19 protein-coding genes and 1 pseudogene are annotated in these 22,200 nt (G+C 62.6%); 8 read left to right on the top strand and 12 right to left on the bottom strand.

Annotation, left to right across the window (positions count from 1 at the left end; genetic code table 11):
* The first annotated feature begins 84 nt into the window (after positions 1-84).
* On the top strand, positions 85-456 hold the full coding sequence (locus tag HGP13_RS38005; RefSeq protein ID WP_246707074.1) for an Imm1 family immunity protein: 372 nt from the start codon (positions 85-87) through the stop codon (positions 454-456).
* A 42-nt stretch (positions 457-498) separates the two neighbouring features.
* Positions 499-848, top strand: a pseudogene (locus HGP13_RS20560) (hypothetical protein).
* 36 nt (positions 849-884) lie between these two features.
* Here HGP13_RS20560 and HGP13_RS20555 read toward each other — a convergent pair.
* Genes HGP13_RS20555 through HGP13_RS20540 form a run of 4 tightly spaced genes read right to left on the bottom strand, consistent with a single transcriptional unit; the run spans position 885 to position 4,961 of the window.
* A complete protein-coding gene (locus HGP13_RS20555) occupies positions 885-1,535 on the bottom strand; it encodes an ABC-type transport auxiliary lipoprotein family protein (RefSeq protein ID WP_172228629.1) in 651 nt (216 codons plus the stop codon).
* Positions 1,536-1,572: 37 nt separating this feature from the next.
* Positions 1,573-2,946 carry an MlaD family protein gene (locus HGP13_RS20550; RefSeq protein WP_172228627.1) on the bottom strand — a complete coding sequence of 458 codons (1,374 nt, stop codon included), beginning with the start codon at positions 2,944-2,946 and terminating at the stop codon, positions 1,573-1,575.
* 14 nt (positions 2,947-2,960) lie between these two features.
* The gene (locus tag HGP13_RS20545) at positions 2,961-3,770 is read right to left on the bottom strand and encodes an ABC transporter ATP-binding protein (protein ID WP_172228625.1); all 810 of its coding nucleotides are present in this window, start codon (positions 3,768-3,770) and stop codon (positions 2,961-2,963) included.
* A gap of 3 nt (positions 3,771-3,773) precedes the next feature.
* Positions 3,774-4,961 (bottom strand): ABC transporter permease, encoded by a 1,188-nt coding sequence (locus HGP13_RS20540; RefSeq protein ID WP_172234790.1) that lies wholly within the window; start codon positions 4,959-4,961, stop codon positions 3,774-3,776.
* A gap of 76 nt (positions 4,962-5,037) precedes the next feature.
* On the opposite strand from HGP13_RS20540, the gene dgcA reads away from it, so the two are divergent.
* Positions 5,038-6,021, top strand: a complete 984-nt coding sequence (gene dgcA / locus HGP13_RS20535; protein ID WP_172228623.1) for an N-acetyl-D-Glu racemase DgcA — start codon at positions 5,038-5,040, stop codon at positions 6,019-6,021.
* Here dgcA and HGP13_RS20530 read toward each other — a convergent pair.
* Together HGP13_RS20530 and HGP13_RS20525 are read right to left on the bottom strand one after the other, a co-directional pair.
* Positions 5,941-7,206: an MFS transporter gene (locus tag HGP13_RS20530; RefSeq protein WP_172228621.1), complete on the bottom strand. Its 1,266-nt coding sequence runs from the start codon at positions 7,204-7,206 to the stop codon at positions 5,941-5,943. The genes dgcA and HGP13_RS20530 overlap by 81 nt on opposite strands.
* Before the next feature lie 124 nt (positions 7,207-7,330).
* On the bottom strand, positions 7,331-8,146 hold the full coding sequence (locus HGP13_RS20525) for a UDP-2,3-diacylglucosamine diphosphatase (protein WP_246707073.1): 816 nt from the start codon (positions 8,144-8,146) through the stop codon (positions 7,331-7,333).
* A 119-nt stretch (positions 8,147-8,265) separates the two neighbouring features.
* Between HGP13_RS20525 and HGP13_RS20520 the strand changes: the two genes are divergently transcribed.
* The 3 genes from HGP13_RS20520 (at position 8,266) to HGP13_RS20510 (ending at position 12,824) form a co-directional block, all read left to right on the top strand.
* Positions 8,266-9,045, top strand: a complete 780-nt coding sequence (locus HGP13_RS20520) for an SDR family oxidoreductase (protein WP_172228619.1) — start codon at positions 8,266-8,268, stop codon at positions 9,043-9,045.
* A gap of 176 nt (positions 9,046-9,221) precedes the next feature.
* The gene (locus tag HGP13_RS20515; protein ID WP_172228617.1) at positions 9,222-11,564 is read left to right on the top strand and encodes an NADP-dependent malic enzyme; all 2,343 of its coding nucleotides are present in this window, start codon (positions 9,222-9,224) and stop codon (positions 11,562-11,564) included.
* 57 nt (positions 11,565-11,621) lie between these two features.
* Positions 11,622-12,824, top strand: a complete 1,203-nt coding sequence (locus HGP13_RS20510; protein ID WP_172228615.1) for a DUF2865 domain-containing protein — start codon at positions 11,622-11,624, stop codon at positions 12,822-12,824.
* Here the strand turns inward: HGP13_RS20510 and gltX are convergent.
* From gltX to HGP13_RS20480, 6 genes are all read right to left on the bottom strand, one after another.
* Positions 12,742-14,115 carry a glutamate--tRNA ligase gene (gene gltX / locus HGP13_RS20505; protein ID WP_172228613.1) on the bottom strand — a complete coding sequence of 458 codons (1,374 nt, stop codon included), beginning with the start codon at positions 14,113-14,115 and terminating at the stop codon, positions 12,742-12,744. The two genes, HGP13_RS20510 and gltX, sit on opposite strands and share 83 nt — an antisense overlap.
* 148 nt (positions 14,116-14,263) lie before the next feature.
* A complete protein-coding gene (locus tag HGP13_RS20500) occupies positions 14,264-15,448 on the bottom strand; it encodes a hypothetical protein (protein ID WP_172228611.1) in 1,185 nt (394 codons plus the stop codon).
* Between the two features lie 352 nt (positions 15,449-15,800).
* The gene (locus HGP13_RS20495; protein ID WP_172228609.1) at positions 15,801-17,606 is read right to left on the bottom strand and encodes an ABC transporter ATP-binding protein; all 1,806 of its coding nucleotides are present in this window, start codon (positions 17,604-17,606) and stop codon (positions 15,801-15,803) included.
* A 382-nt stretch (positions 17,607-17,988) separates the two neighbouring features.
* The gene (locus HGP13_RS20490) at positions 17,989-18,438 is read right to left on the bottom strand and encodes an SPFH domain-containing protein (protein WP_172228607.1); all 450 of its coding nucleotides are present in this window, start codon (positions 18,436-18,438) and stop codon (positions 17,989-17,991) included.
* A 35-nt stretch (positions 18,439-18,473) separates the two neighbouring features.
* Positions 18,474-20,150, bottom strand: coding sequence for an NAD+ synthase (locus tag HGP13_RS20485; protein WP_172228605.1), 1,677 nt, complete (start codon positions 20,148-20,150; stop codon positions 18,474-18,476).
* 96 nt (positions 20,151-20,246) lie between these two features.
* Positions 20,247-20,963, bottom strand: coding sequence for a DNA-3-methyladenine glycosylase I (locus HGP13_RS20480; protein WP_172228603.1), 717 nt, complete (start codon positions 20,961-20,963; stop codon positions 20,247-20,249).
* An 89-nt stretch (positions 20,964-21,052) separates the two neighbouring features.
* Between HGP13_RS20480 and HGP13_RS20475 the strand changes: the two genes are divergently transcribed.
* Both HGP13_RS20475 and HGP13_RS20470 read left to right on the top strand, forming a co-directional pair.
* Positions 21,053-21,616: a DUF1003 domain-containing protein gene (locus HGP13_RS20475; protein WP_172228601.1), complete on the top strand. Its 564-nt coding sequence runs from the start codon at positions 21,053-21,055 to the stop codon at positions 21,614-21,616.
* Positions 21,613-22,200 (top strand): DedA family protein, encoded by a 588-nt coding sequence (locus HGP13_RS20470; protein WP_172228599.1) that lies wholly within the window; start codon positions 21,613-21,615, stop codon positions 22,198-22,200. Before HGP13_RS20475 ends, HGP13_RS20470 begins: the two co-directional genes overlap by 4 nt.

The following is a 22,200-nucleotide window of genomic DNA, read 5'->3' as shown; positions in this document are numbered from 1 at the left end:
GCGGGGTGCCAAAAATGCCGATTTCTCTGTCGGCTTTGACCACATCTAGAGAGTGCCATCACCTTCTTGAGGCGAGCCTACGCGGTGAAAGTCACATTCAAGGGAATAACTCAGCCATACGAGACCTTCGAAGAATTCGCCCCAGTCCTTGGTCACTTCGACCTGGAGCGGCAGTTCGAATTATGGATCTCGGCCCCGGGTGGCCAGTCTCTCTCTATGCTGAGGAATGGCGACAACGCCTGGCTGATGTATTTGCGCTTCGATGGAGACAGCGGTTCGGTGACACAAGGAACCCAAACCAAGGATGGGACCTGCGTTTACACGCTGGCGAATGGTCAGGTTGACGAATATCCGCTGTCGTGGTGCATCCCGATCAAGCAGTGCTACGAGGCGATAGCATACTTCTTCCTCAACAACGGTGGCCAATACAAGTCGGTGGCATGGCAGGACACGTGACGAACGCGACCCCGCGATCCGCTAGATAGAAGGGTACCGGCCGTGAAGACGGCGATCATATTCGACTGCGAGTTTCTCTGCCTTGAGGGTTCGCAACGCCGATTCTGGTGCGCGGCCCACGATCCCGACCCTGACATCGCGCAGATCGGCGCGGTCAGCCTTCCATCCCGGCCACCCGGTTTGACAAAGCCGTAAAGCTGCTGATCGCGGCTGGGATGCCGATCGAGGATTTGGCGAGGACGCCGAGCAGCAAGCTCGCGGACTACTATGGCGTCGAACACCCGCCGCTGCAGGGACACGACGCACTCGACGACGCGCTGTCCGTAACTTACACCTTGCAGCACCTGCTGAAGGCCGGAAAGCTGCGGCCTGATGTCTTCGACCGCTTGTAGCTTGAAAGAGCTTGGCGGGTTTCAGTGCACTGAAACTCAGATCACCGAATCGGTCCAGCGAACGATCTGCTTGGCGGCATCCCCAAACGCGCTGTCGAGCCCGCTGACATAGGCAGGGTTGCCACTGCCCGAAACGGGTGCGGAAGCCGTAAAGCTCTTGGATGCGCGCACCTCGCCGTTGCGGTCGTTGAGGATGCGCACGAACAGGTCGACCTCGGCGTGTTCGCCGCCTTCGACACGCACCTCGAAGGACCGGATCTCGACGATCACCTGGTAGTCGATCGCCAGGCCCTCGCCCGGCTTGCCGACACCGGCAAAGCTGCCCGAGCGCTGGAAGGTCTCGGCCAGCCGCGCCTGCACGATCAGCGGCAGGCGGTCGGCCCACTGCGCACCCTTCAGATACTGGATCGAGCGGTCGGAAGGCTTGATGACGATGTTCTGGCTGTCCAGCGCCTTGAGCGCCGAAGGCTGGGCGATCAGGATTTGCTTGCGGCTATGGCCATGAGCGTCAACCGACGGCGCCGACAGCTCGAATGTGTCGAGCGGCGCAGGCTTGCCGCCCAGTACCGCACAGCCGGCAAGCGATAGCGCAAGCAGCGCCACAGCCGGTGTCAATCCACCCGTTCTCACCCACACCGACTTCACGCGCGATCCCCGTTGTCCCCGGATCGTAAGATCAACCCGCATCCGCAGCTCATGTTCTTGGGGCGCGCCGATGCCGAAGTCAACGCCGAGCCCTGCCATCGAATTGCCGAACCTCGCCGTCGCCACCCGAAAGAATGCGTTGCGGATTGCGGCTGAGATCCGTGACCGCCTCCTCGATGCGGCTTATCGAGCGGCGGCTGTCCTGTACCAGCGCCTCTACGTTCGACAGCCCCTGGCCCGAGAAGCGCGCCAGATTGTCGGTGATGACACCAAGCCGCGCATTCAGCGTATCGGCGACCTGCTTGAACGACTTCAGCGTATCCCTGGCGTCGGCCATCACGCCATCGGCCTGTCCCGACCCGAGCAAGGTATCGACCTTGGCGAGGATGCCGTCGACACGCACCGAGGCGTCGTTGAGCCGCTGCGCCAGTTGCTTGGCGTCCTTGATCGTCTGGTCGATGTCGTCGGCCCGGTTGGCGAACTTGTTGGTCACGACGGCGATGTCGGCGGCCGCCTTGTCGGCGCTTTCACTCGCCTTCTGGATGTTGGCGAGAGCTGTGCGCACCTGGGCCGGGTCGATGCCGTCGAGCACGCCATCGACCTTGGCCAGCGTGCCTTGTGTCTGCTTGGCGAAATCATTGACGGATCCGACCGCGGTGTCGACATTCTTGATCACGCCGTCGAACTGCTGCGATGTCTCCTTGAGATTCGCGGTCACTGTATCGACATTGGCAACGATGCTCTTGATCTTGTCCTTGTCGACAGCATTGAGAATCCCTTCGGCGGCCTTCAGCGTGCCGTCCAGCTTGCCTGAAACGCCCTTCAGTTCGTCGGATAGCGCACTGACAGCGGACAGGAACTTGTCGATGCCGTCGGCATTCTTGGCCAGCGCATCGGAAAATGTCTGCGCGTTCTGGACGGTCTGCGTCAGCGGCCCGCGAACATCCTTGGTGAACCCTTCGAGCTCCGAAAGCACCTTGTCGGCGCGAGTGAAGATGTTCTGCGCCGTCTGCAGCAGGTTGGTCACGGCCGAGGGGTTGGCGACGATCTCGGCAACCTTGCCTTCCTTCTCGGCCTGGTCGAGAAGCTTGATTTCCTTGGGATCGGCCCCCTTGAGTTCGATATTGGCCTGGCCGGTAAGGTTGGCAAGGCCGAGATCGGCCTGCGTCGACTTGGTGATCGGTGTCAGCCGGTCGACTTCGGTGTCGGCGATAGCGACCGTCGGATTGTCGAGGTCAAGATAGACACGTTTGACCACACCGACCTTGACGCCGTTGAACAGCACCAGACTGCCGGGGCCAAGGCCGGAAGCCGAACCCGGAATGCGCACGCGCAGCAGCGTGGTCTCGCCCCTGTCGCCGATCGCGGCGGTCCAATAGACGAAGGCAAACGCCGCCAGGATCGCAACCAGCGTAAAAATGCCGACAATGACGTAGTTGGCTCTGGTTTCCATTGTCCCACTTATGGCTATGCGCGCGCCGCAAGATCAAGTTGCCGGGCGCGTTTTCCGCGGAAATAGGATTTCACCCACGGTTCCTCGCTCTTCAGCATGTCGTCGATAGTGCCTTCGACCAATACCTTCTTCTTGCCCAGCACCGCCACATGGTCGCAAGCGGTAAAGAGCGTATCGAGGTCGTGCGTCACCATATAGACGGTCAGGTCCATGGTATCGCGCAGCTTGACCACCAGTTCGTCGAACTCCGCCGCGCTGATCGGATCGAGTCCGGACGTCGGCTCGTCGAGAAAGACGATGTCCGGGTCGAGCGCCAAAGCGCGAGCCAGTGCCGCGCGCTTGATCATGCCGCCGGAGAGTTCGGAGGGAAATTTCTGCGCCGCGTCCGGCGGCAGCCCGACCAGCTCGATCTTCAGCAGCGCCAGCTCGTCCATCAGCTTTTTCGGCAGGTCGAGATATTCGCGCATCGGCACCTGCACATTTTCCTGCACGGTCAGGGCCGAAAACAGCGCACCATGCTGGAACAGCACGCCAAGCCGCATGTCGACGCGAAGACGTTCGATGTCGCTCGCTTTATCGACATCGACGCCGAACAACTTGATCGTTCCAGATTGTTTGTGCAGCAGGCCAAGGATGGTGCGCAAAAGCACCGATTTGCCGGCACCCGAGGCGCCGACAAAGCCCAGAATCTCGCCCCGTCTGATATCGAGCGAAAGTTTGTCTAGGATCAGCTTTCCGTCGATAGCAACGGTGACGTCGCGCACCGAAAGGACGATTTCGCTCTCGTCCACTTCCTTCATTTTGATGCCATTGCCCTTCGCCATCTGTCAGAACGCGATCGCTGCGTAGAAGATGGCGAAAAGCCCATCCAGGATGATGACGACGAAGATCGACTTCACCACCGAGGCTGTCACGTGCAGGCCGAGCGATTCGGCGCTGCCGCCGACCTTCATACCTTCGACCGAAGCGATCGTGCCGATGATCATGGCCATGAACGGCGCCTTGATCAGGCCGGCGAAAATGGTGCTGAGGTCGATGGCGACGCGCAGCCGGTCAATAAACGCCGCTGGTGTGATGCCGGAATAAAGCCAGGCGGCGGCCATACCGCCGCCAAGTGCCGCGAAATTGGCGATGATGGTCAGGCAAGGCAACGCGATGACAAGCGCGACCAGCCGCGGAAACACCAGAACGCCGATCGGGTTGAGGCCGATAACCTTCAGCGCGTCGACCTCCTCGCGCATCTTCATCGAGCCGATCTCGGCGGTGATCGCGCTGCCGGAGCGGCCGGCGATCATGATTGCCGTCATCAGCACGCCGAGTTCGCGCAGGATCAGCACGCCAACCAGGTCGACGACAAGGAGATCGGCACCGAAATAGCTGAGCTGGTAGGCTCCCTGCTGGGCAACGATGGCGCCGACAATCGCCGACATCAGCACCACAACAGGAATGGCGCCGACGCCCATGCGATCGATCTGGTTGAAGATCGCCGCCGGGTTGACGGCATGGCCGCGGCCGAGCTTCATTTGCGCGCCACGGATGGTGGCGCCCAGAATATTCATCGACGCGAGGAAATCATCGCGCATCTCGTAGACCCGCCGGCCAACCGCCTCCAGGGCGCGAATGACGATGTTGGGCGGCCGCGCCGGTGCGGATTCGGGCTCGCGCCGGACAGCCTCGCTGACCGCATCGAGCAGGATGGAAGCGATCTCGCTTTGGCCTTGCAGCCGGACCTCGACGTTCTTCTTCTCGAAAGCGCTGACCAGCCGGTCGATCAGCCAGGCACCGGCGGTATCGATCTTCTCGATTTTCGAAAGATCGAGCGACAAGGTTTTGAAACCGCTTCGTTTCTCGATTTTGCGCATATCGGCGTCGATCAGCGCCACGGTCCGTGTCGTCCAGATTCCGGAGAACGCGCAGCCGAGAACGCCGCCCTCCTCGCCGACCGCCACGTGTGGTTGGTGGTCAGCCTCCGAGGCGGTCGTACCGCTTGCGTCGCGCTTGCCGATGGTCAACATGGCGTCCTGTTTAGCCTGACGGGTCTGACCTGTCGATTTGCCGACCACGCTTGTCGCATAGCCGGAGCAGAAAAATATGGCGCGTGTCATTTCGGTTGAGGCCGAGCGTTTTCCCATCGCCGGCACCTTCACCATTTCGCGCGGCTCCAAGACCGAGGCCGAAGTCATCACCTGCACGATCGGCGAAAACGGGCATGTCGGTCGCGGCGAATGCGTTCCCTACAAGCGCTATGGCGAGACCATGGAAGGCGTGCACGCCGCGATCGAGGCAATGCGCGACCGGATCGCCGGCGGCATCGACCGGACCGCCCTGCTCGACGCAATGCCGGCGGGAGCCGCCCGCAACGCCGTCGATTGTGCGCTGTGGGACCTTGACGCCAAGATCAGCGGCAACCCGGCGGCAAACGCAATCTGGCCGGCCCCGCTGCGTCGGCTCGAAACCGCCTACACACTGTCGCTCGGTGAACCCGAGGCGATGGCGGCACAAGCCCGTGCCAATGCAGGCCGGCCACTGCTGAAGGTCAAGATCGGCGGCGACAACGACATCGCCCGCATCCAGGCGGTGAGACAGGCCGCGCCTCGGTGCCGAATCATCCTTGATGCCAATGAGGGCTGGACCGACGACAACATCGTCGCAAACCTCGCCTTCGCCGCGGAGCAAGGCATTGCGCTCATCGAACAGCCGCTGCCGGCAGGCCAAGACAAAATCCTGCGTCACATCGCGCATCCGGTGCCGATCTGCGCCGACGAAAGCGTGCATGAGGCGAAGGACCTGGAAACGCTTGTCGGCCTCTACGATGCCGTCAACATCAAGCTGGACAAGTCGGGGGGCCTCACGGCGGCGCTCGTGCTGCGTGACCGCGCCCGCGAACTGGGTTTCGGCGTCATGGTCGGCTGCATGGTCGGCACATCGCTGGCGATGGCGCCTGCGGTCCTGCTCGCCCAGGACGCCGATTTCGTCGACCTTGACGGTCCGCTGCTACTTGCCCGCGACCGCGTGCCCGGCCTCGTCTACCAGGGTTCGCTCGTCTCCCCCCCGGACCGGGCGCTTTGGGGCTGAGCGCGCGGCGAGCCCGATCAGCACGAGGCCGACGATCGCGATCGGGATCATCACCAGGAAACCATCGACGCCGAGACGGTCATAGAGCGGGCCGGAACCCAGCGTAACGGCGGCCATGAAGAAGCCGTTGAAGAAATAGGCGATGCCTTGCGCAGCACCCGTGCGCTCTTCGGAGACGGTTTCGGCGATCATTCTCTGCAGGCCTATGAGCACCATTGCGACAGACACCGAATGCAGCGACTGCACGGCGAAGAAGCCGGGGATGCCAAGGCCGAGCGGCCATACCAATGGAAAGATGATCCAGCGCACGATCGACCCGACGCCGGCGATCACCATCACCCTGACGACGGACACGGAGGCGAAAATGCGATTGAAAAACAAGAACATGCAGACTTCCGACACGACGCCCCAGGCCCATAGAAGGCCAACGACGGAGTCGCCGATGCCGATCGATTTCCAGTAGATGGAAACGAAACCGTAGAGGAAGGCGTGACTGGCGGTGATGATGCCGACGCCAAAGGTGAAATAAAGAAAATAAGCGTTGAACAGGCTCGGCGCCGCGTGCTGGATTTTCGCCGCCGACAGCGGCGAGGCTTTTCGCGGCCTCCCCATGCGCGGCGCGAGCAGCCCTGCGACGAGTGCCGCGCCAAGGGCAAGGAAAATGATCACTGGAACGGCCTGGGGACCGGTGGCCGCCAGGATGAAGCCGCCCGCCACATTGGCGCAGAGATAGCAGATCGACCCCCATTTGCGCATGCTTGCGTAGTTCGAGCCGAAGCGACGCACACCCGAAAGCGCCAGCGAATCGGCGATCGGCGATTGTGGCGTCCAGACAATGGTCAGCGCCAGCGACACCGCCAGCACCATCGCGTAGGTCGGGGTGAGGAAATAACCCGCCGAGAGCAATAGCGAGGCTGCCACCAGCGCGACATAGACATTGGCGCGGTCCCTCGCCCGATCGGCGAGCGTCGTCAGCAGCGGCGTCGCCACCACCCGCAGGAACATCGGCGCCGCCAGGATGACCGCGATCTGCTCGGCGTGAAACCCCTTGGCCTGCAGCCAGAGCGGGAAATAGGGCAGATGCGTGCCGAGCGATATGAACAGCGTGCCGAAAATCAGGCTCATGCGCAGTTCGAAATAGCGCGGCTTGACGAGCTGTTCTGGTGAAAGCGGCGGCAGTGACATGAATCGATCCAATTACGCCGCGTATGATCGACCGGCGATGGTGATCGATCCCATAACATGGCGGAAAATCAGACGAAACCGGCTGGACCAATCGATCAACGCTAATAACGTCGCGACTTTCGCGTCAGGCCGCCTGCCCGACCCGATCTTCGATGAGCATGGGGATGAAAGGCTCGTCTAGCGATTCCGGCAGCACCTGCGCCCAGGTCAGGATTTCCATCCGGCCATCGAAGTGCTCGACCACAGCCGTGCAGCTTTCCACCCAGTCGCCGGTGTTGATATAGCGCACGTCATCGAAATTCTCGATCGCGGCATGGTGGATATGGCCGCAGATGACACCATCGACATGCGAGCGGCGGGCTTCCTCGGTCAGCACGGTCTGGAACGAGCCGATGAAGTTGACCGCCTTCTTGACCTTGACCTTGGCCCAGGACGAGAACGACCAGTAAGGCAGGCCGAGCCATTGGCGCAGCCGCGTCACCACGCGGTTGACGATCATCGCCGCGTCATAGGCGTGATCGCCGAGATAGGCGAGCCAGCGCTGATTGTGGACGACGGTGTCGAACTGGTCGCCATGGATGACGAGCATGCGCTTGCCGTCGGCCGTCTCATGGATGGCGCGGTCGGCGACGACGATGCCGCCGAAATGCACGCCCTGGAACTGGCGGGCGAATTCGTCGTGGTTGCCGGCGACATAGGTGATGCTTGCGCCCTTGCGTGCTTTACGCAGCAATTTCTGCACGACGTCATTGTGGCTCTGCGGCCAGTGCCAGCTGCGCCGCAACCGCCAGCCGTCGACGATGTCACCGACCAGATAGATGATATCGGCGTCGTGGTAGCGCAGGAAATCGATCAGGAACTCGGCCTTCGCCGCCTTCGAGCCGAGATGGACGTCGGAAATGAACATGCTGCGGAAAGTGCGGGGCTCTTGGCCTGACATCGCGATTTCACCCTTGCTTTCGAGCAGCCTATGCCCCGATTCATGCAACAACCGTATGACGGTTGCGATTGGTCCAGCCTAAGGACTAGCTTGCCGGGCAAATCACAGGAGAAATCGTCATGGATCTCGGTATCAGCGGAAAGAAGGCCATCGTCTGCGCTTCGAGCAAGGGTCTTGGCAAAGGCTGCGCGATGGCGCTGGCCGAGGCCGGCTGCGACGTCGTCGTCAACGGCCGCAATGCCGAACTGGTCGCCAAAACCGCCGCGGAGCTGCGTCAGCGCTATGGCGTGACGGTGACGGAAGTCGTCGGCGACATTTCGAAGTCCGAGGTGCAGAAGGCGCTGCTCGCCGCCTGTCCCGAACCGGACATCCTGGTCAACAACAATGGCGGTCCGCCGCTTCGCGATTTCCGCGAACTCGACCGTGCCAAGATCCTTGAAGGCGTCACCCAGAACATGGTGACGCCGATTGAACTGGTGCAGGCCGTTCTCGACGGCATGGCCAAGCGCGGCTTCGGCCGCATCGTCAACATCACCTCGCTGTCGGTTTATGTCCCCATCCCCGGCCTCGACCTGTCGTCGGGAGCGCGCGCCGGCCTGACCTCGTTCCTCGCCGGCGTGGCGCGAACGGTGATCGACCGCAACGTCACCATCAACAGTCTCTTGCCGGGCAAGCTCGACACCGACCGTCTGCGCGGCCCGCATAAGGCCGGCACCGTCGAGAACCCCGCCGCGGCTGCGGCGCGCAAGACCCGAATCAGTGCCGATGTGCCGGCCAAGCGGCTCGGCACGCCGGAGGAATTTGGCCAGATCTGCGCCTTCCTCTGCTCGGTCCATGCCGGCTACCTGACCGGGCAGAACATCCCGGTCGACGGTGGTCTCTACGTCAGCGCCTTCTGATCGAAAGGCGGACGAAACGGCAGGAATCATCTGGCATGAAACAACCGTAAGCATCTGACATCTAGAGATTTTCGACGCGCCGTCGTTTAAAGCTACCGGCGCGTCAATTAGCGTCGCGAAAAACCTTGGCCGCATGCTAAAAGGACTCTCGAAACAGGTTTCGAGGGAGCGGCCGCATGGAAGGCGAGAACAAGAAAACGGCACGTTCGGACCTCGACGAAGCCGCCCTCTACTTCCACAAGTACCCGACGCCGGGAAAGCTCGAAATCCAGGCGACCAAGCCGCTCGGCAACCAGCGCGATCTGGCGCTTGCCTATTCGCCCGGCGTCGCCGCCCCTTGCCTCGAAATCCGCGACAATCCGGCAACCGCGGCCGACTATACGGCGCGCGCCAACCTCGTCGGCGTCGTCTCCAATGGCTCGGCCGTGCTCGGCCTCGGCAATATCGGCCCGCTGGCCTCCAAGCCGGTGATGGAAGGCAAGGCCGTGCTGTTCAAGAAGTTCGCCGGCATCGACGTCTTCGACATCGAGATCGACGCGCCTGGGATCGAGCGCATGGTCGAGACGATCTCGGCGCTGGAGCCGACCTTCGGCGGCATCAACCTTGAGGACATCAAGGCGCCTGAGTGTTTCGAGGTCGAGGAACAGCTCAAGGCGCGTATGAAGATACCGGTGTTTCACGACGACCAGCATGGCACCGCCATCATCGTCGCCGCCGCCGTGCTCAACGGGCTGGAATTCGCCGGCAAGACCATTTCGGATATTAAGGTCGTCACTTCCGGCGCGGGCGCGGCCGCCCTTGCCTGCCTCAACCTTCTGGTCTCGCTTGGCGTACGCGTCGAAAACATCTGGGTCACCGACCGTTTTGGCGTTGCCTACAAGGGCCGCGTCGACGAGATGGACCGCTGGAAAGACCCCTACGTGAAAGACACCGAGGCGCGCACGTTGGCCGATGTCATCCCCGGCGCCGATGTCTTCCTCGGCCTCTCGGCGGCAGGCGTGCTGAAGCCCGAACTGCTGCAGCACATGGCGCCAAAACCGTTGATCCTGGCGCTGGCCAATCCCAATCCAGAGATCATGCCGGAAGAGGCGCGCGCCGCCCGCCCAGATGCGATGATCTGCACGGGACGGTCCGATTTTCCCAATCAGGTCAACAACGTCCTGTGCTTCCCCTACATCTTCCGCGGCGCGCTCGATTGTGGCGCCAGCGCCATCAACGAAGAGATGAAGATGGCTGCCGTGCGCGCCATCGCCGCCCTCGCCCGCGAAGAGCCGTCGGACGTGGCTGCGCGCGCCTATTCGGGCGAGACGCCGATCTTCGGACCCGAATTCCTGATCCCCTCGCCCTTCGATCCCAGGCTTATCCTGCGCATCGCGCCGGCCGTCGCCAAGGCAGCCTGCGACACCGGTGTGGCGACGCGGCCGATCACCGACTTCGCCGCCTATATCGACAAGCTTAACCGTTTTGTCTTCCGCTCCGGCCTGGTGATGAAGCCGGTGTTCTCATCCGCAAAAGCGTCGAGCGCCAAGCGCGTCATCTACGCCGATGGCGAGGATGAGCGCGTGCTGCGCGCCGCCCAGGTGGTGCTCGAGGAAGGCATTGCCGAGCCAATCCTCATCGGCCGTCCGCATGTCATCGAGGTCAGGCTGAAGCGCTATGGCTTGCGAATCAAGCCGGGCGTCGATTTCGGCCTGATCAACCCGGAGGACGATCCGCGCTACCGCCACTATGTCGACCTTTTGATCGAACTCGCCGGCCGGCGCGGCGTGACGACGGAAGCCGCACGCACCATGGTGCGCACCGACAACACCGTGATCGCGGCACTGGCGCTGAAGCGCGGCGATGCCGACGCCATGGTCTGCGGCCTCGAAGGACGCTTCGAGCGGCATCTGCGGAATGTGACCCTTATCATTGGCCCTCGCGCCGGCATCAAGGACCATGACCTGTCGACGCTGTCGATGTTGATTTCGCAGCGCGGCATCATCTTCCTCACCGACACGCATGTCTCCGTCGACCCGACAGCCGAGGAAATCGCCGAGATGACCGTGCTGGCGGCTGAGGAAATCCAGCGCTTCGGCATCGAGCCGAAGGCTGCCCTTTTGTCGCATTCGGATTTTGGCTCGCGCGATTCGCCAAGCGCGCTCAAGATGCGGCAGGCGGCGGCGATCCTGGCGCGCATCGCGCCGGAGCTGCAGTGCGACGGCGAAATGCATGCAGATTCGGCGCTGTCGGAGCACCTGCGCCAGCGCGTCTATCCGCATTCGCGGCTGAAGGGCGAAGCCAATTTGCTGGTGTTCCCGAACCTCGATTCGGCCAACATCACGCTGACGGCGTTGCGCGCCATGATGGATGCGCTGCATGTCGGGCCAATCCTGCTCGGCACCGACATGCCGGCACATATACTGACGCCCTCGGTCACCTCGCGCGGTGTCGTCAACATGACGGCGCTGGCCGTGGTCGAGGCAGCGCACAAGGCGCAGTCGGTGGTCAATCTGGGCGGAACACAGGTTTCGCAGTAAACTGCGGTTAACCGCGAACACGTTAGCCTCGCGGACGAACAGGCGGGATTGAGGCAGATGACAAGCGGAGGGTTGAAGCGGGCGCATGCTGCCATGCTGCTTGGTCTCCTGCTGTCCGGCGCCACCATCACCGAGTCTCAGGCTGCCTCACGCGTCTGCCTTCAGCTGGAGGCCGATCTTGCCGCGGCTTCGCGCGGCGGTAGCGGTGGCCCGGCAATGGTCCGGAAATACGACGCCGCGATCGACCGGCAACGCGAACAGATCTCGAAGGCCCGCGACCAGGCGAGCAACTCCAGTTGCGGGTTTTCGCTGTTTTCCCGCAACATCAATCGATGCGCCGGACTCAACGCCACCATCGACCGCATGAACGCCAATCTCGACAGTCTGCAGGCCAAGCGCGCCCAGCTCGCCGGTGGCGGATCACGTCGCGACCGTGGCCGCATCCTGGCCGCGCTCGATGCCAATGGCTGCCGCGACGACACTGCGCCACGCCGCGCACCAGTGCAGGAAGCAGACCGTGGCGAAGAAGACGGCAACGCAAACCTGTTCGACCAGCTTTTCGGCAACGGCAGCCAGCCGAGCGACACACTTGACCAGCCGGAGGAGCCCGGCGGGGAACGCAATGTCCGCCGCGTCCTGAACCTGCCCGGCATTCCGGACTTTCCGGGCACCGGCGGCGAGTTCCACACCAGCTGCGTGCGCACCTGCGACGGCTATTTCTTTCCGATGTCGAACGCAGCCTCGGTCGGCGACTTCGAGCGCGATCAGAAGAATTGCGAATCGAGCTGCCCCGGCACCGAGATGCAGGTCTTCTATTCGCGCGGCATGGACGACGATTCGGCCGCGATGACGTCATCGGTTACCGGCAAGCCTTACAGCGAATTGCCGACCGCCTATCTCTACAAGCAATCCAACATGTCGCGGCCGCCGGCCTGCGGCTGCAACGCCGCGCAGAACTTCCAGATCATTGGCGGTAACCCGCCAAACCGGCAGCAGTCGCAGCCGGAAACGGACGCAGCACCCTTCGTTCCCATGCCGGCCTCGAAGCCCGATCCGGGCGCCGACCCGGAAACGCTGGCCAATAGGGACGGCGGGCTCGACCGCGAGGCCATCAAGCGGCTTTCCGCCAAGCCGGTGACGTCGCCCGTGTCGGCCCTGCCGCCGGAACAGCGCAAGGTCAGGGTCGTCGGGCCAACGTTCCTTCCCGACCCATCAGCGGCAATAAATCTGCAAGCTCCGGCCCCGAAGGCAGTCCAGTAAGCGCAAGCCTGAGGGGCATGAACAGCCCTTTGCCCTTGCGGCCGGTCGCTTCCCTGATCTTGCCGGTCCAATCCTTCCAGACCGTGCCGTTCCATGGCTCTTCAGGCAGCAGATCGAACGCATGTCCGAGGAACCCACGATCATCATCGGAGAACTCCGGTCTGTCCTGCGGGCCCTCGCGCAGGATCCGCCACCAGCCCACCGCGTCGGCAAGCCGGTCGAGATTGCCGCGCACCGCCAGCCAGAACGGCTCGGCCTGTTCGCCGGAGATGCCTAGCACCATCAGCCTGTCCCGTGCCTCGTCGAACGGCATATGGTGCAGCAGCACGCGGTTGAGCACGAACAGTTCGTCCGGATCGAACTTAGCCGATGATTTCGAGGTCGCGGCGGGGTCGAAATGGCCGGCGAGTTCGGTCAGATCATGCGCGGCCGCGACGTTCTCCGAGGTGCCAACCAGCACGGCCAGCGAAGCAACGGCCATCGGCTCGATGCCATCCTCGCGCAGGCTCTCGATGGAGAGCGCGCCGGTGCGCTTCGACAGCCCCTCGCCCGAGACGGTGGTCAAAAGATTGTGGTGGCCGAAGACCGGCGCCTCAGCGCCCAGCGCTTTGAACAGCACGATCTGCACGCCGGTGTTGGTGACATGGTCGTCACCACGGATGACGTGGCTGACGCCCATCTCGATGTCATCGACGACCGACGGCAGCGTGTAGAGATAGGTGCCGTCCTCGCGCACCAGGACCGGATCCGAGAGCGAAGCGAGATCGACCGTTTCCTCGCCGCGCACCAGATCGTTCCAGTGGACCTCGGTGCGCTCCGGCTGCTGCGGATCGCCCGAGAAATTGGGCAACAGGAAGCGCCAGTGCGGCCGGCGCCCGTCAGCCTGGTATTCGGCGACCTGCTCTCGCGTCAGCGTCAACGCCTCGCGGCCATAGACCGGTGGCAGGCCGCGCGTACGGCGCACTTTTCGCCGGAGATCGAGTTCCTCCGGGGTTTCGTAACAGGCATAGAGAACGCCCTCCGCCTTCAGCCGCTCGACTTCCGCGTCGTAGACCTCGAAGCGCCGCGACTGATACTCGGTTGCATCGGGAAAAATGCCCAGCCAATGCAGGTCGTAGAGGATGGCGTCGGCGAATTCCTGCTTAGAGCGGGCGATGTCGGTATCGTCGAAGCGCTGGATGAAGCGGCCCTTGTTGTTAAGCGCAAACAGCCAGTTGAACAGAGCGGTGCGCGCATTGCCGATATGGATACGGCCGGTCGGTGATGGGGCGAAACGAACGGTAACTGTCATGAGCGGGGCGTACCGGATGCTTTTGTGATTGACAAGACGCGCCCCCGCGCCGGTCGGCACACATAGAACATGACGCAGGCAATGAAAAGACCAAGGGACAAGCCAGGCGCGTGGCCCTTGTCCGATCAGATCAGACCGTTGAAGGCGATCAGTGGCCGAAGTCGTCGGAACTGAGGCGAGTCCAGCGGTCGCCGATCAACCCGCCGATGAAGATGTCGCCCGCGCGGACCGCTTGCGTTACCTCGGGGATGCGCGAGCGCACCATCGTCCCCCCGGCATAGCGGAAGAAGACATTCTTGTAGCTGAAGAGCTCCGGCATGAATCGGATCTGCGTCTGCCCGATGATGCCTGCACAGCCCATATTCCACGCTTCCGCCATCAGGCTATCCAGCGTTGCGCCCCAGTGAGATCCGGAGGCCTGCATTTGCAACAGGTTCGCGATGCCGCCGGCTTGACCGTAGAAAGCATAGCAACCGAGCATTTTACCGGCTTCGTCGTAGGTCCCGCGAAAATGAAGGGGGCCGTCGGCCCGCTTCTCGGCCGCCAGTGCGAGCAGCCGTGGCAGCTCGTCATCCTGCCAACGCGGCCGAAGCGAGTAATCGGACGTAAGCGTCGGCAACCGCTCCGCAAATTGCGCGGCATCCATCGACTCGCGATGGACCCGGTGTGACGAGGAATGCTGGACGGGCGGCTCGAACCTTTTTCTCGTAAAGGGATCGAATACCTTGGCGCAAGGATCGAACACGAAACGGGACAGGCCCGGCCATTTACCACGCATCACGGCGGAGGCCACCGCTGCAGGGCGGAAAATGCGGGTCCATCCCAGACAATGCGCCGGCAGGAGCTGGTATTTCATCGGACGCGCGAAGGCCAGTGAGACCCGGTTGGCCGAATCGGTGAGGTACAGATCGAATTCGCCTTGATGCACGGCGCGCAGCAATTGCGGTCCAGCAGAGCCGTGATCGGTGCCGGAGTCGGCCATGAGCGGACCGATGATCGCCGCATTCAAGACCGCGCTGTTGAGCTCATAGCGGGCTTTCAGAACGCCGAGGAAGCCACCCAGATCGCCCTGCGGGTTGATCTGGACGAGAGCGCTGCTCGCACCGGGCTGGGCGGCTGGGTCGAGATAGATCCTTCTCATATACTCGGCCGTCTCCGCGATCGCACGGTCGAGGAGGTGACGCCGCCGCCGCCGGCGAAATTTCGTTAGGAAGAGTGCGGCGACGCGCTCGAGGTCCTCGGCTGCAAGCGGCCGAACCGAGCCGTGGTGAGACTCTTGCACCGCCGGCGCAGCCACCTTTTTCACACCGGTAATTTCAGAAACAAGATGCATCGTGGAGCCTATGGAGGTCTATGCCGCAGGGCGAAATCCTGCGCTGAATCAATCGGATCCCAGCATCTGCATCGACCGTCTCTGGGTTGCTTGGAGTAAATGTATACCAATCAATGGTTGAAACAACGTATCTCGCTCGGTATCGTAAACAGGCGTCTCGAGATTCAGTATCTGGAAAAGAATTCGATACCGCCTGGCGTCGTGGATTTGCTCACCAGCAAACGCTGAGCGACAGGGATTTCGGACATCACACGCCCCGCCGATGCGCTCACGAGAGGTTCGTCTCCGCTCCGCCCGACGTGATAGCGCCTGATAGAGGTGGCCTCCGCCCGAAGCCGGAGGCCACCTCAGGTCAGATGACCAGCCCCTTGGTCAGCTCGAGCGCCTGGCGCTCGAACAGGCGGCGGTAGATGCCGCCCTTCAGCCGGATCAGCTCGTCATGCGAGCCCTCCTCGACGATGTTCCCGCGGTCGAAGACCAACAACCGGTCGAGCGCCCGCACCGTCGACAGCCGGTGCGCGATCACCAGCGTCGTGCGGCCGACCATCAGCCGTTCCATCGCCTGCTGGATCAGCACCTCCGATTCCGAATCGAGGCTCGATGTCGCCTCGTCCAGGATCAGGATGCGCGCATCGGCCAGGAAAGCGCGCGCGATCGCCACACGCTGACGCTCGCCGCCCGACAGTTTCACACCGCGTTCACCAACCAGCGTGCCATAACCCTTCGGCAGGCTGGTGATGAAGTCGTGCGCACTCGCCAGCTTCGCGGCGTGTTCGATCTCCGCCTGCGTCGCGCTCGGCCTGGCATAGGCGATGTTCTCGGCCAGCGACCGATGGAACAGGATCGGCTCCTGCTGGACGATGGCGATCTGCCCGCGCAGCGACGCTTGCGCGACCTGCGAGATGTCCTGGCCGTCGATCAGGATCTTGCCCGCATTCACGTCATAGAGCCGCTGGATGAGCTTGACGAAAGTCGTCTTGCCCGACCCGGAGTGGCCGACGAGCCCGACCCGTTCTCCCGGCGCGATATCGACCGAAAAGTCGCGATAGAGCGGCGACCGGTGATTGCCGTAATGGAAGGTGACGTTGTCGAAGTTGATGGCCCCTTGCGTGATCCGGATCGGCTTGGCGCCGGGCCGGTCCTCGATGCCGAGCGGTTCGGACTGGAAATCGACCAGTTCCTCCATGTCGTTGATCGAACGCTGCAAATTGCGGATATGCGTGCCGATATCCCTGAGATAGCCCTGCAGCACGAAGAACGAGGTCAGCACAAAGGCGACGTCGCCGGCGCTCGCCTGCCCCCACGACCACAGCAGCAGCGCCAGGCCGATCACCGCGGCGCGCATGACCAGCAGCAACGCCCCTTGCGTGGTGCCGTTGATGGTGCCGCGCACCCAGGTGCGCCGCGTGCGCGCCCGCCATTTGGCGACCACCTTGGCAAGGCGGTGCTCCTCGCGCTCCTCGGCGCCAAAGCCCTTGACCACGGCATTGCAGCTCACCGCGTCGGCGAGCGAACCGCCGAGGCGCGTGTCCCAGGTGTTGGCGAGCCTTGCCGCCGGCGCGACATAGCCAAGCGACAGCATCGCCGTCACCATGATGAACAGTACCGAACCGGCGGCCACGACCACCCCCATCAGCGGCCAGAACCAGCCGAGCAGCAGCGTCGAGCCGACGAGCATGACGACCGACGGCAAAAGCGCAATCAGGATGGTGTCGTTGAGCAGGTCGAGCGCCCACATGCCGCGCGTCACCTTGCGCACGGTCGAGCCGGCAAACGAGTTGGCGTGCCAGTCGGTGGAAAACCGCTGGACGCGATGGAAGGCGTCGGCGGCAATGTCGGCCATCATCTTCAGCGTCAGCTCGACGATCCCCATGAACGCCAGGTTGCGCAGCACGAGGCCGGTCAGGGCTAGCGCCAAAAGGATGAAGAACGCCGTCATCGCGGCATTCCAGGCGACGGCGTCCGCGCCGGCGCTGCTGGCGACGGCGTCAACCAGCCGGCCGGAATAGAGCGGCGTCAAAACGTCGGCCAGCGTCGACAGCAGGAAACCACCCATGATCAGTGAAAGCCGCCAGGGCTGACGCCGCCAATGGGTGAGCGTGAAACCAAGAACGCTGCGAAAGGCGCTTGCGCGCAAATCGATCTTGAAACGAGCCATGATGTCATTCGGGCGCACACGAGCCCGATCCCAGTAAGGTCGAAAATTGAAGAAGCCGCGCAAGGGGCGAAGCAGTGCCCAGAAGCGGAGTGGCATATTTTGGCGTCACGCCCGTAATCGGGCGGCGACCGGCATCGGCATAAGCCTGTGCTCAAACCGGCCCCGAGGCGAAGGATGGACCTTCGCGGAGCACCGGTAGAGACCTAAGCTTCGCGGCCCCGCATTACCATTTCAAATACTGCCATTCGGACCTCCCGCAAATGAATCGCGGAACGGTCCTTATAGAGACGGCCTCATGCGCCGCCAAGACGGGCTCACGCCAAAAAACATATCTGGTGCAACCACTGCGATTATTTTGCAACAACGGGCGCGGCAGGCTCGACTACGGCACGACGAGATAGGCCTTCTGATCGGCAATCGCGATCGTCACGAGCTTGGTCACCTCCGCGAGCGCCTGTTCCAGCGTCATGCTCGACACCACTGCCCGCGCCCGGCTCTGGATGGCAAGCACGAGGCGTTCGGCGATCTTCTCGCGGCCGTCGCCGGCAACGTCGGACTTGCTGAGCCTGGCGCTGAAGTCAAAACCTTCCGCCGCCTTGACCGGATCGACGATGCGGTAGCTGACCGACCCCTGGATCGCTAGATCCTGGAAGTTGGCGGTTGTTTCGGTGAAGATGAACGGGTTGTCGAGCGACGTCACCGGCACCATGGCGATGGTCGTGCCCAATGTGCCGTACCAGAAGCTGATGCCGCGCCCCTGCTCCCGGACCTTGCCGTTCTTGAAGCGGACGATGTGGTATTCAGGCGTTCCCTTGAAATAACTGATGAACATGCACGCCCCCCAAGACTCTCAAAATAACCCGCTCACTATCCGCGATCCCTGAAACGGTTGGTGATGGGATAGCGGCGGTCGCGGCCAAAGTTCTTCCGGGTGATCTTCACGCCCGGCGCTGCCTGCCGGCGCTTGTACTCGGCGATGTAGAGCAGATGCTCGATGCGCGTCACCGTCGCCCGGTCATGGCCGCGTGCGACGATGTCGTCGACGCCCATCTCGTTCTCGACCAGGCATTCGAGGATGTCGTCCAGCACCGGATAGGGCGGCAGCGAATCCTGGTCGGTCTGGTTTTCGCGCAATTCGGCCGACGGCGCCTTGTCGATGATGTTCTTCGGGATCACCTCGCCCGAAGGCCCGAGCGCGCCCGGCGGCACATGGCTGTTGCGCCAGCGCGACAGCGCATAGACCTGCATCTTGTAGAGGTCCTTGATCGGATTGAAGCCGCCATTCATGTCGCCATAGAGCGTGGCATAGCCGACCGACATTTCGCTCTTGTTGCCTGTCGTGACCACCATCGAGCCGAACTTGTTGGAGATCGCCATCAGGATGGTGCCGCGCGCGCGGCTCTGTAGGTTTTCCTCGGTGATGCCTTCCTTGGTGCCTTCGAAAAGCTGCGTCAGCGCATGCATAAAACCTTCAACAGGCTCGAAGATCGGCACGATGTCATAGCGGCAGCCGAGCGCGCGGGCGCAGTCCTCGGCGTCCTTGAGCGAATCCTTCGAGGTGTAGCGGTAGGGCATCATGACAGCGCGCAGCCGCTCCTCGCCGAGCGCGTCGACGGCAAGGGCCGCGCAGATCGCCGAATCGATGCCGCCGGACAGGCCGAGCACGACATTCTTGAAGCCGTTCTTGTTGACGTAGTCGCGCAGGCCCAGCATGCAGGCGCGATAGTCGGCCTCCTCCCGCTCGGGGATTTTCGACATCGGCCCTTCCGAGCAGGCCCAACCATCATCCTCTCGTTTCCAGGTGGTGACGTCGACCGCGTCCTCGAACTGGCTCATCTGGAAAGCCAAGGTCCTGTCGGCGCCGATGGCGAACGACGCGCCGTCGAAGATCAGCTCGTCCTGGCCGCCAAGCTGGTTGGCGTAGATCATCGGCAGGCCGCACTCGATGACCTGCTTGATGACGACCTGATGGCGCATGTCGATCTTGGCGCGATAATAGGGCGAACCGTTGGGCACCAGCAGGATTTCGGCACCGCTCTCGGCCAGCGTCTCGCAGACCGCAACATCGCCCCAGATGTCCTCGCAGATCGGGATGCCCAGCCGCACGCCGCGGAAGTTCACCGGTCCCTGCAGTTCCGGCCCAGGCTGGAAGACGCGCTTTTCATCGAATTCGCCATAGTTCGGCAAATCGAGCTTGTAGCGCTCAGCCAGGATCTTGCCGCCATCGGCGACGATGATCGAATTGTGCGTGCCGCTCTTGCGCTTCAGCGGCGTGCCGATAATGACCCCCGGCCCGCCATCCGCGGTATCCGCAGCAAAGTCCTGAGCCGCCTTTTCGCAGGCTTTCAGGAAGGCCGGCTTCAACACCAGATCCTCCGGCGGATAACCGGCAAGGAAAAGCTCGGTGTAAAGCACGAGATCGGCGCCCTGCCGCGCGGCATCCGCCCTCGCCCCGCGCGCCTTGGCGAGATTGCCGGCGACGTCGCCGACAGTCGGATTGAGCTGGGCGATTGCGATGCGCAGGATGTCGAGCTTCTTGGTCATGCCTGCCGGTTTAGCGCGGCAAAATTCGCCCGGCAATGGCGTTCGTTTGGACCAATTCGGGCCGAATGATTTGGGTCATCGTGTCCAGGCCGACGATCAGTCGTCGCCCATATATTCGCGCAGCGACTGCGGCGAATGGTTCTCGCCAATCGACATCGCCAGGATACGAGAGATGTGCCGGCGCGGCAGCCTCGTGTCCGCCACCCATTGGTTAATCTGGGCCTGGATCTTGTCGAGGTCCTTCTTCGAGGTCGGGCTTTCGGCGATGTCGAGGCCTGCATCGCGAAGGGCTGCCGCCATGTCGGCCGAAATCACGAAGGCATCCCAGCCCAGCCAGCGCAGGAAATACTGGCCGGTGTTGCCGCCCAGCCGACTGCCATGCTTGCCGAGATAGGCCATCAGTCCGACCTGGTCGTCGGCTGGCCAGTTGGCGAGGAATTCGCCAAAGCCGCCATGCTCCTTAGAGACGCGTTCGACGAAAGCAGCGTTGTCGCGCACGGATCTGATCTTCTGCGGGTTGCGCACAATGCGCTGGTCGGAAGCCAGATCGTGCCAGAAATCATCAGGCTGGAACAACAGCCGCTTCGGCTCGAAGCGCAGAAACGCCTCCTCGAAACCAGGCCATTTCTGTTCGATGACGCGCCAGACGAAACCGGCGGCAAAGACCCGCTCGGCCATGGTCGATAGTATGCGATCGTCCGGGATGTCGGCCACTGCTGCGTTGTCAGGCACCGGCCCCAGCAGTGTCAAAAGCTCCGCCTCGCCGCCCTTGCGTTTTGCCGCGCGCAGACGAATTTTCTTGAAATCGGCCATCGGTCCCTCGCTGTCAGCTTAAATGTAACACTTCCCGTGCGGGCCGGCAGCCTCTACGTCTTATGATAAGGCAAGCGCTGGAGACGGCCATGAACAAGACAATCGATGAGCTGGCGAACCGCTGGCTCAAGCGGCGGCCGGACGGCCTGAGCGTGCTCGAAAGCCGGGTGCTGCAATCAACCCTCGAACGCACCACGATCACTCGCGACACCAACAAGGCCGTCGCCTTTCACCAGACCTTCGGCGACCGGCTCGCCGACTCGATCGCCCGCATCGGCGGCTCATGGTCGTTCATCGTGACCTTCCTCGTCTTTCTGGTCCTGTGGACATCAGGCAATGTCTGGCTCCTGTCGCGCGATGCCTTCGATCCCTACCCGTTCATCTTCCTCAACCTTGTGTTGTCGATGGTCGCTGCCCTGCAGGCGCCGGTGATCATGATGGCGCAGAATCGCCAGACCGAGCGCGACCGCATCGATGCCGCCCACGATTATGAGGTCAATCTGAAGGCCGAGATCGAGATCATGGCACTGCACGAAAAGCTGGATGAACTGCGCCACGGCCAGATCATCGGCATGCGCGATGAAATCGTGCAGCTGACCGAGATGGTCAAACGGATCGATGACAGGCTGTCCCAACAGCAGTCCGCTTCATGACCGAAGGCATCCATCATTTCATCGAACAATACGGGCTGCTTGCCGTCTTCCTGGGTTGCATTGCCGAGGGTGAAAGCATCGCTATCCTTGGCGGCTTCTTCGCCCACCAGCATGTCTTCGTGCTGTGGCAGACCTTTGTCGCGGCCGCCCTCGGCGCTTTCCTCGGCGATACGTTCTTCTTCATCCTGGGCAGAAGTTTCGCCGATCATCGCTATGTCGTCAGGTTGCGCAGGCGGCCTGGCTTTCGCCGCGCCTATCGCCTGCTCAACACCCATCCCAACATCTTCGTGCTGTCGAACCGCTACGTCTACGGCATGCGCCTGGTCGGCGGCATCGCGGCCGGCCTTTCGACCATACCGATGCCGCGCTTCATCATCCTCAACGCCATTTCATCGGTGATCTGGGCCGTGCTGTTCAGCTCGATCGGCTACGTTTTCGGTCTGGGCGCCGAGCACTTCGTCGGCCAGGCCTTGCTGCGCCACGAGCGGTTGCTGATCGGGCTCGGCATCGGCCTGACGGTGGCGATCCTTGCCTGGCTCATCGCTCGCCACATCGCCAAGCGGGAGCGCACCAAGGAGAGCTGA

This window comes from Mesorhizobium sp. NZP2077 (assembly GCF_013170805.1).
GTDB lineage: Bacteria > Pseudomonadota > Alphaproteobacteria > Rhizobiales > Rhizobiaceae > Mesorhizobium.
Note: the sequence above shows the minus strand (reverse complement) of the source record. Positions and strands in the feature narration are given on the sequence as shown.

Excerpts from the sequence above, each read along its gene's own strand:
- HGP13_RS20545 (WP_172228625.1), bottom strand. The coding sequence starts at position 3,770 with ATGGCGAAGGGCAATGGCATCAAAATGAAGGAAGTGGACGAGAGCGAA.
- HGP13_RS20480 (WP_172228603.1), bottom strand. The coding sequence starts at position 20,963 with ATGGCCGATTTCAAGAAAATTCGTCTGCGCGCGGCAAAACGCAAGGGC.
- HGP13_RS20540 (WP_172234790.1), bottom strand. The coding sequence starts at position 4,961 with ATGTTGACCATCGGCAAGCGCGACGCAAGCGGTACGACCGCCTCGGAG.
- HGP13_RS20515 (WP_172228617.1), top strand. The coding sequence starts at position 9,222 with ATGGAAGGCGAGAACAAGAAAACGGCACGTTCGGACCTCGACGAAGCC.
- HGP13_RS20490 (WP_172228607.1), bottom strand. The coding sequence starts at position 18,438 with ATGTTCATCAGTTATTTCAAGGGAACGCCTGAATACCACATCGTCCGC.
- HGP13_RS20470 (WP_172228599.1), top strand. The coding sequence starts at position 21,613 with ATGACCGAAGGCATCCATCATTTCATCGAACAATACGGGCTGCTTGCC.
- HGP13_RS20555 (WP_172228629.1), bottom strand. The coding sequence starts at position 1,535 with ATGCGGGTTGATCTTACGATCCGGGGACAACGGGGATCGCGCGTGAAG.
- HGP13_RS20510 (WP_172228615.1), top strand. The coding sequence starts at position 11,622 with ATGACAAGCGGAGGGTTGAAGCGGGCGCATGCTGCCATGCTGCTTGGT.
- dgcA (WP_172228623.1), top strand. The coding sequence starts at position 5,038 with ATGGCGCGTGTCATTTCGGTTGAGGCCGAGCGTTTTCCCATCGCCGGC.
- HGP13_RS20525 (WP_246707073.1), bottom strand. The coding sequence starts at position 8,146 with ATGTCAGGCCAAGAGCCCCGCACTTTCCGCAGCATGTTCATTTCCGAC.
- HGP13_RS20500 (WP_172228611.1), bottom strand. The coding sequence starts at position 15,448 with ATGCATCTTGTTTCTGAAATTACCGGTGTGAAAAAGGTGGCTGCGCCG.
- HGP13_RS20495 (WP_172228609.1), bottom strand. The coding sequence starts at position 17,606 with ATGGCTCGTTTCAAGATCGATTTGCGCGCAAGCGCCTTTCGCAGCGTT.
- HGP13_RS20475 (WP_172228601.1), top strand. The coding sequence starts at position 21,053 with ATGAACAAGACAATCGATGAGCTGGCGAACCGCTGGCTCAAGCGGCGG.
- HGP13_RS20485 (WP_172228605.1), bottom strand. The coding sequence starts at position 20,150 with ATGACCAAGAAGCTCGACATCCTGCGCATCGCAATCGCCCAGCTCAAT.
- gltX (WP_172228613.1), bottom strand. The coding sequence starts at position 14,115 with ATGACAGTTACCGTTCGTTTCGCCCCATCACCGACCGGCCGTATCCAT.
- HGP13_RS20530 (WP_172228621.1), bottom strand. The coding sequence starts at position 7,206 with ATGTCACTGCCGCCGCTTTCACCAGAACAGCTCGTCAAGCCGCGCTAT.
- HGP13_RS20520 (WP_172228619.1), top strand. The coding sequence starts at position 8,266 with ATGGATCTCGGTATCAGCGGAAAGAAGGCCATCGTCTGCGCTTCGAGC.
- HGP13_RS20550 (WP_172228627.1), bottom strand. The coding sequence starts at position 2,946 with ATGGAAACCAGAGCCAACTACGTCATTGTCGGCATTTTTACGCTGGTT.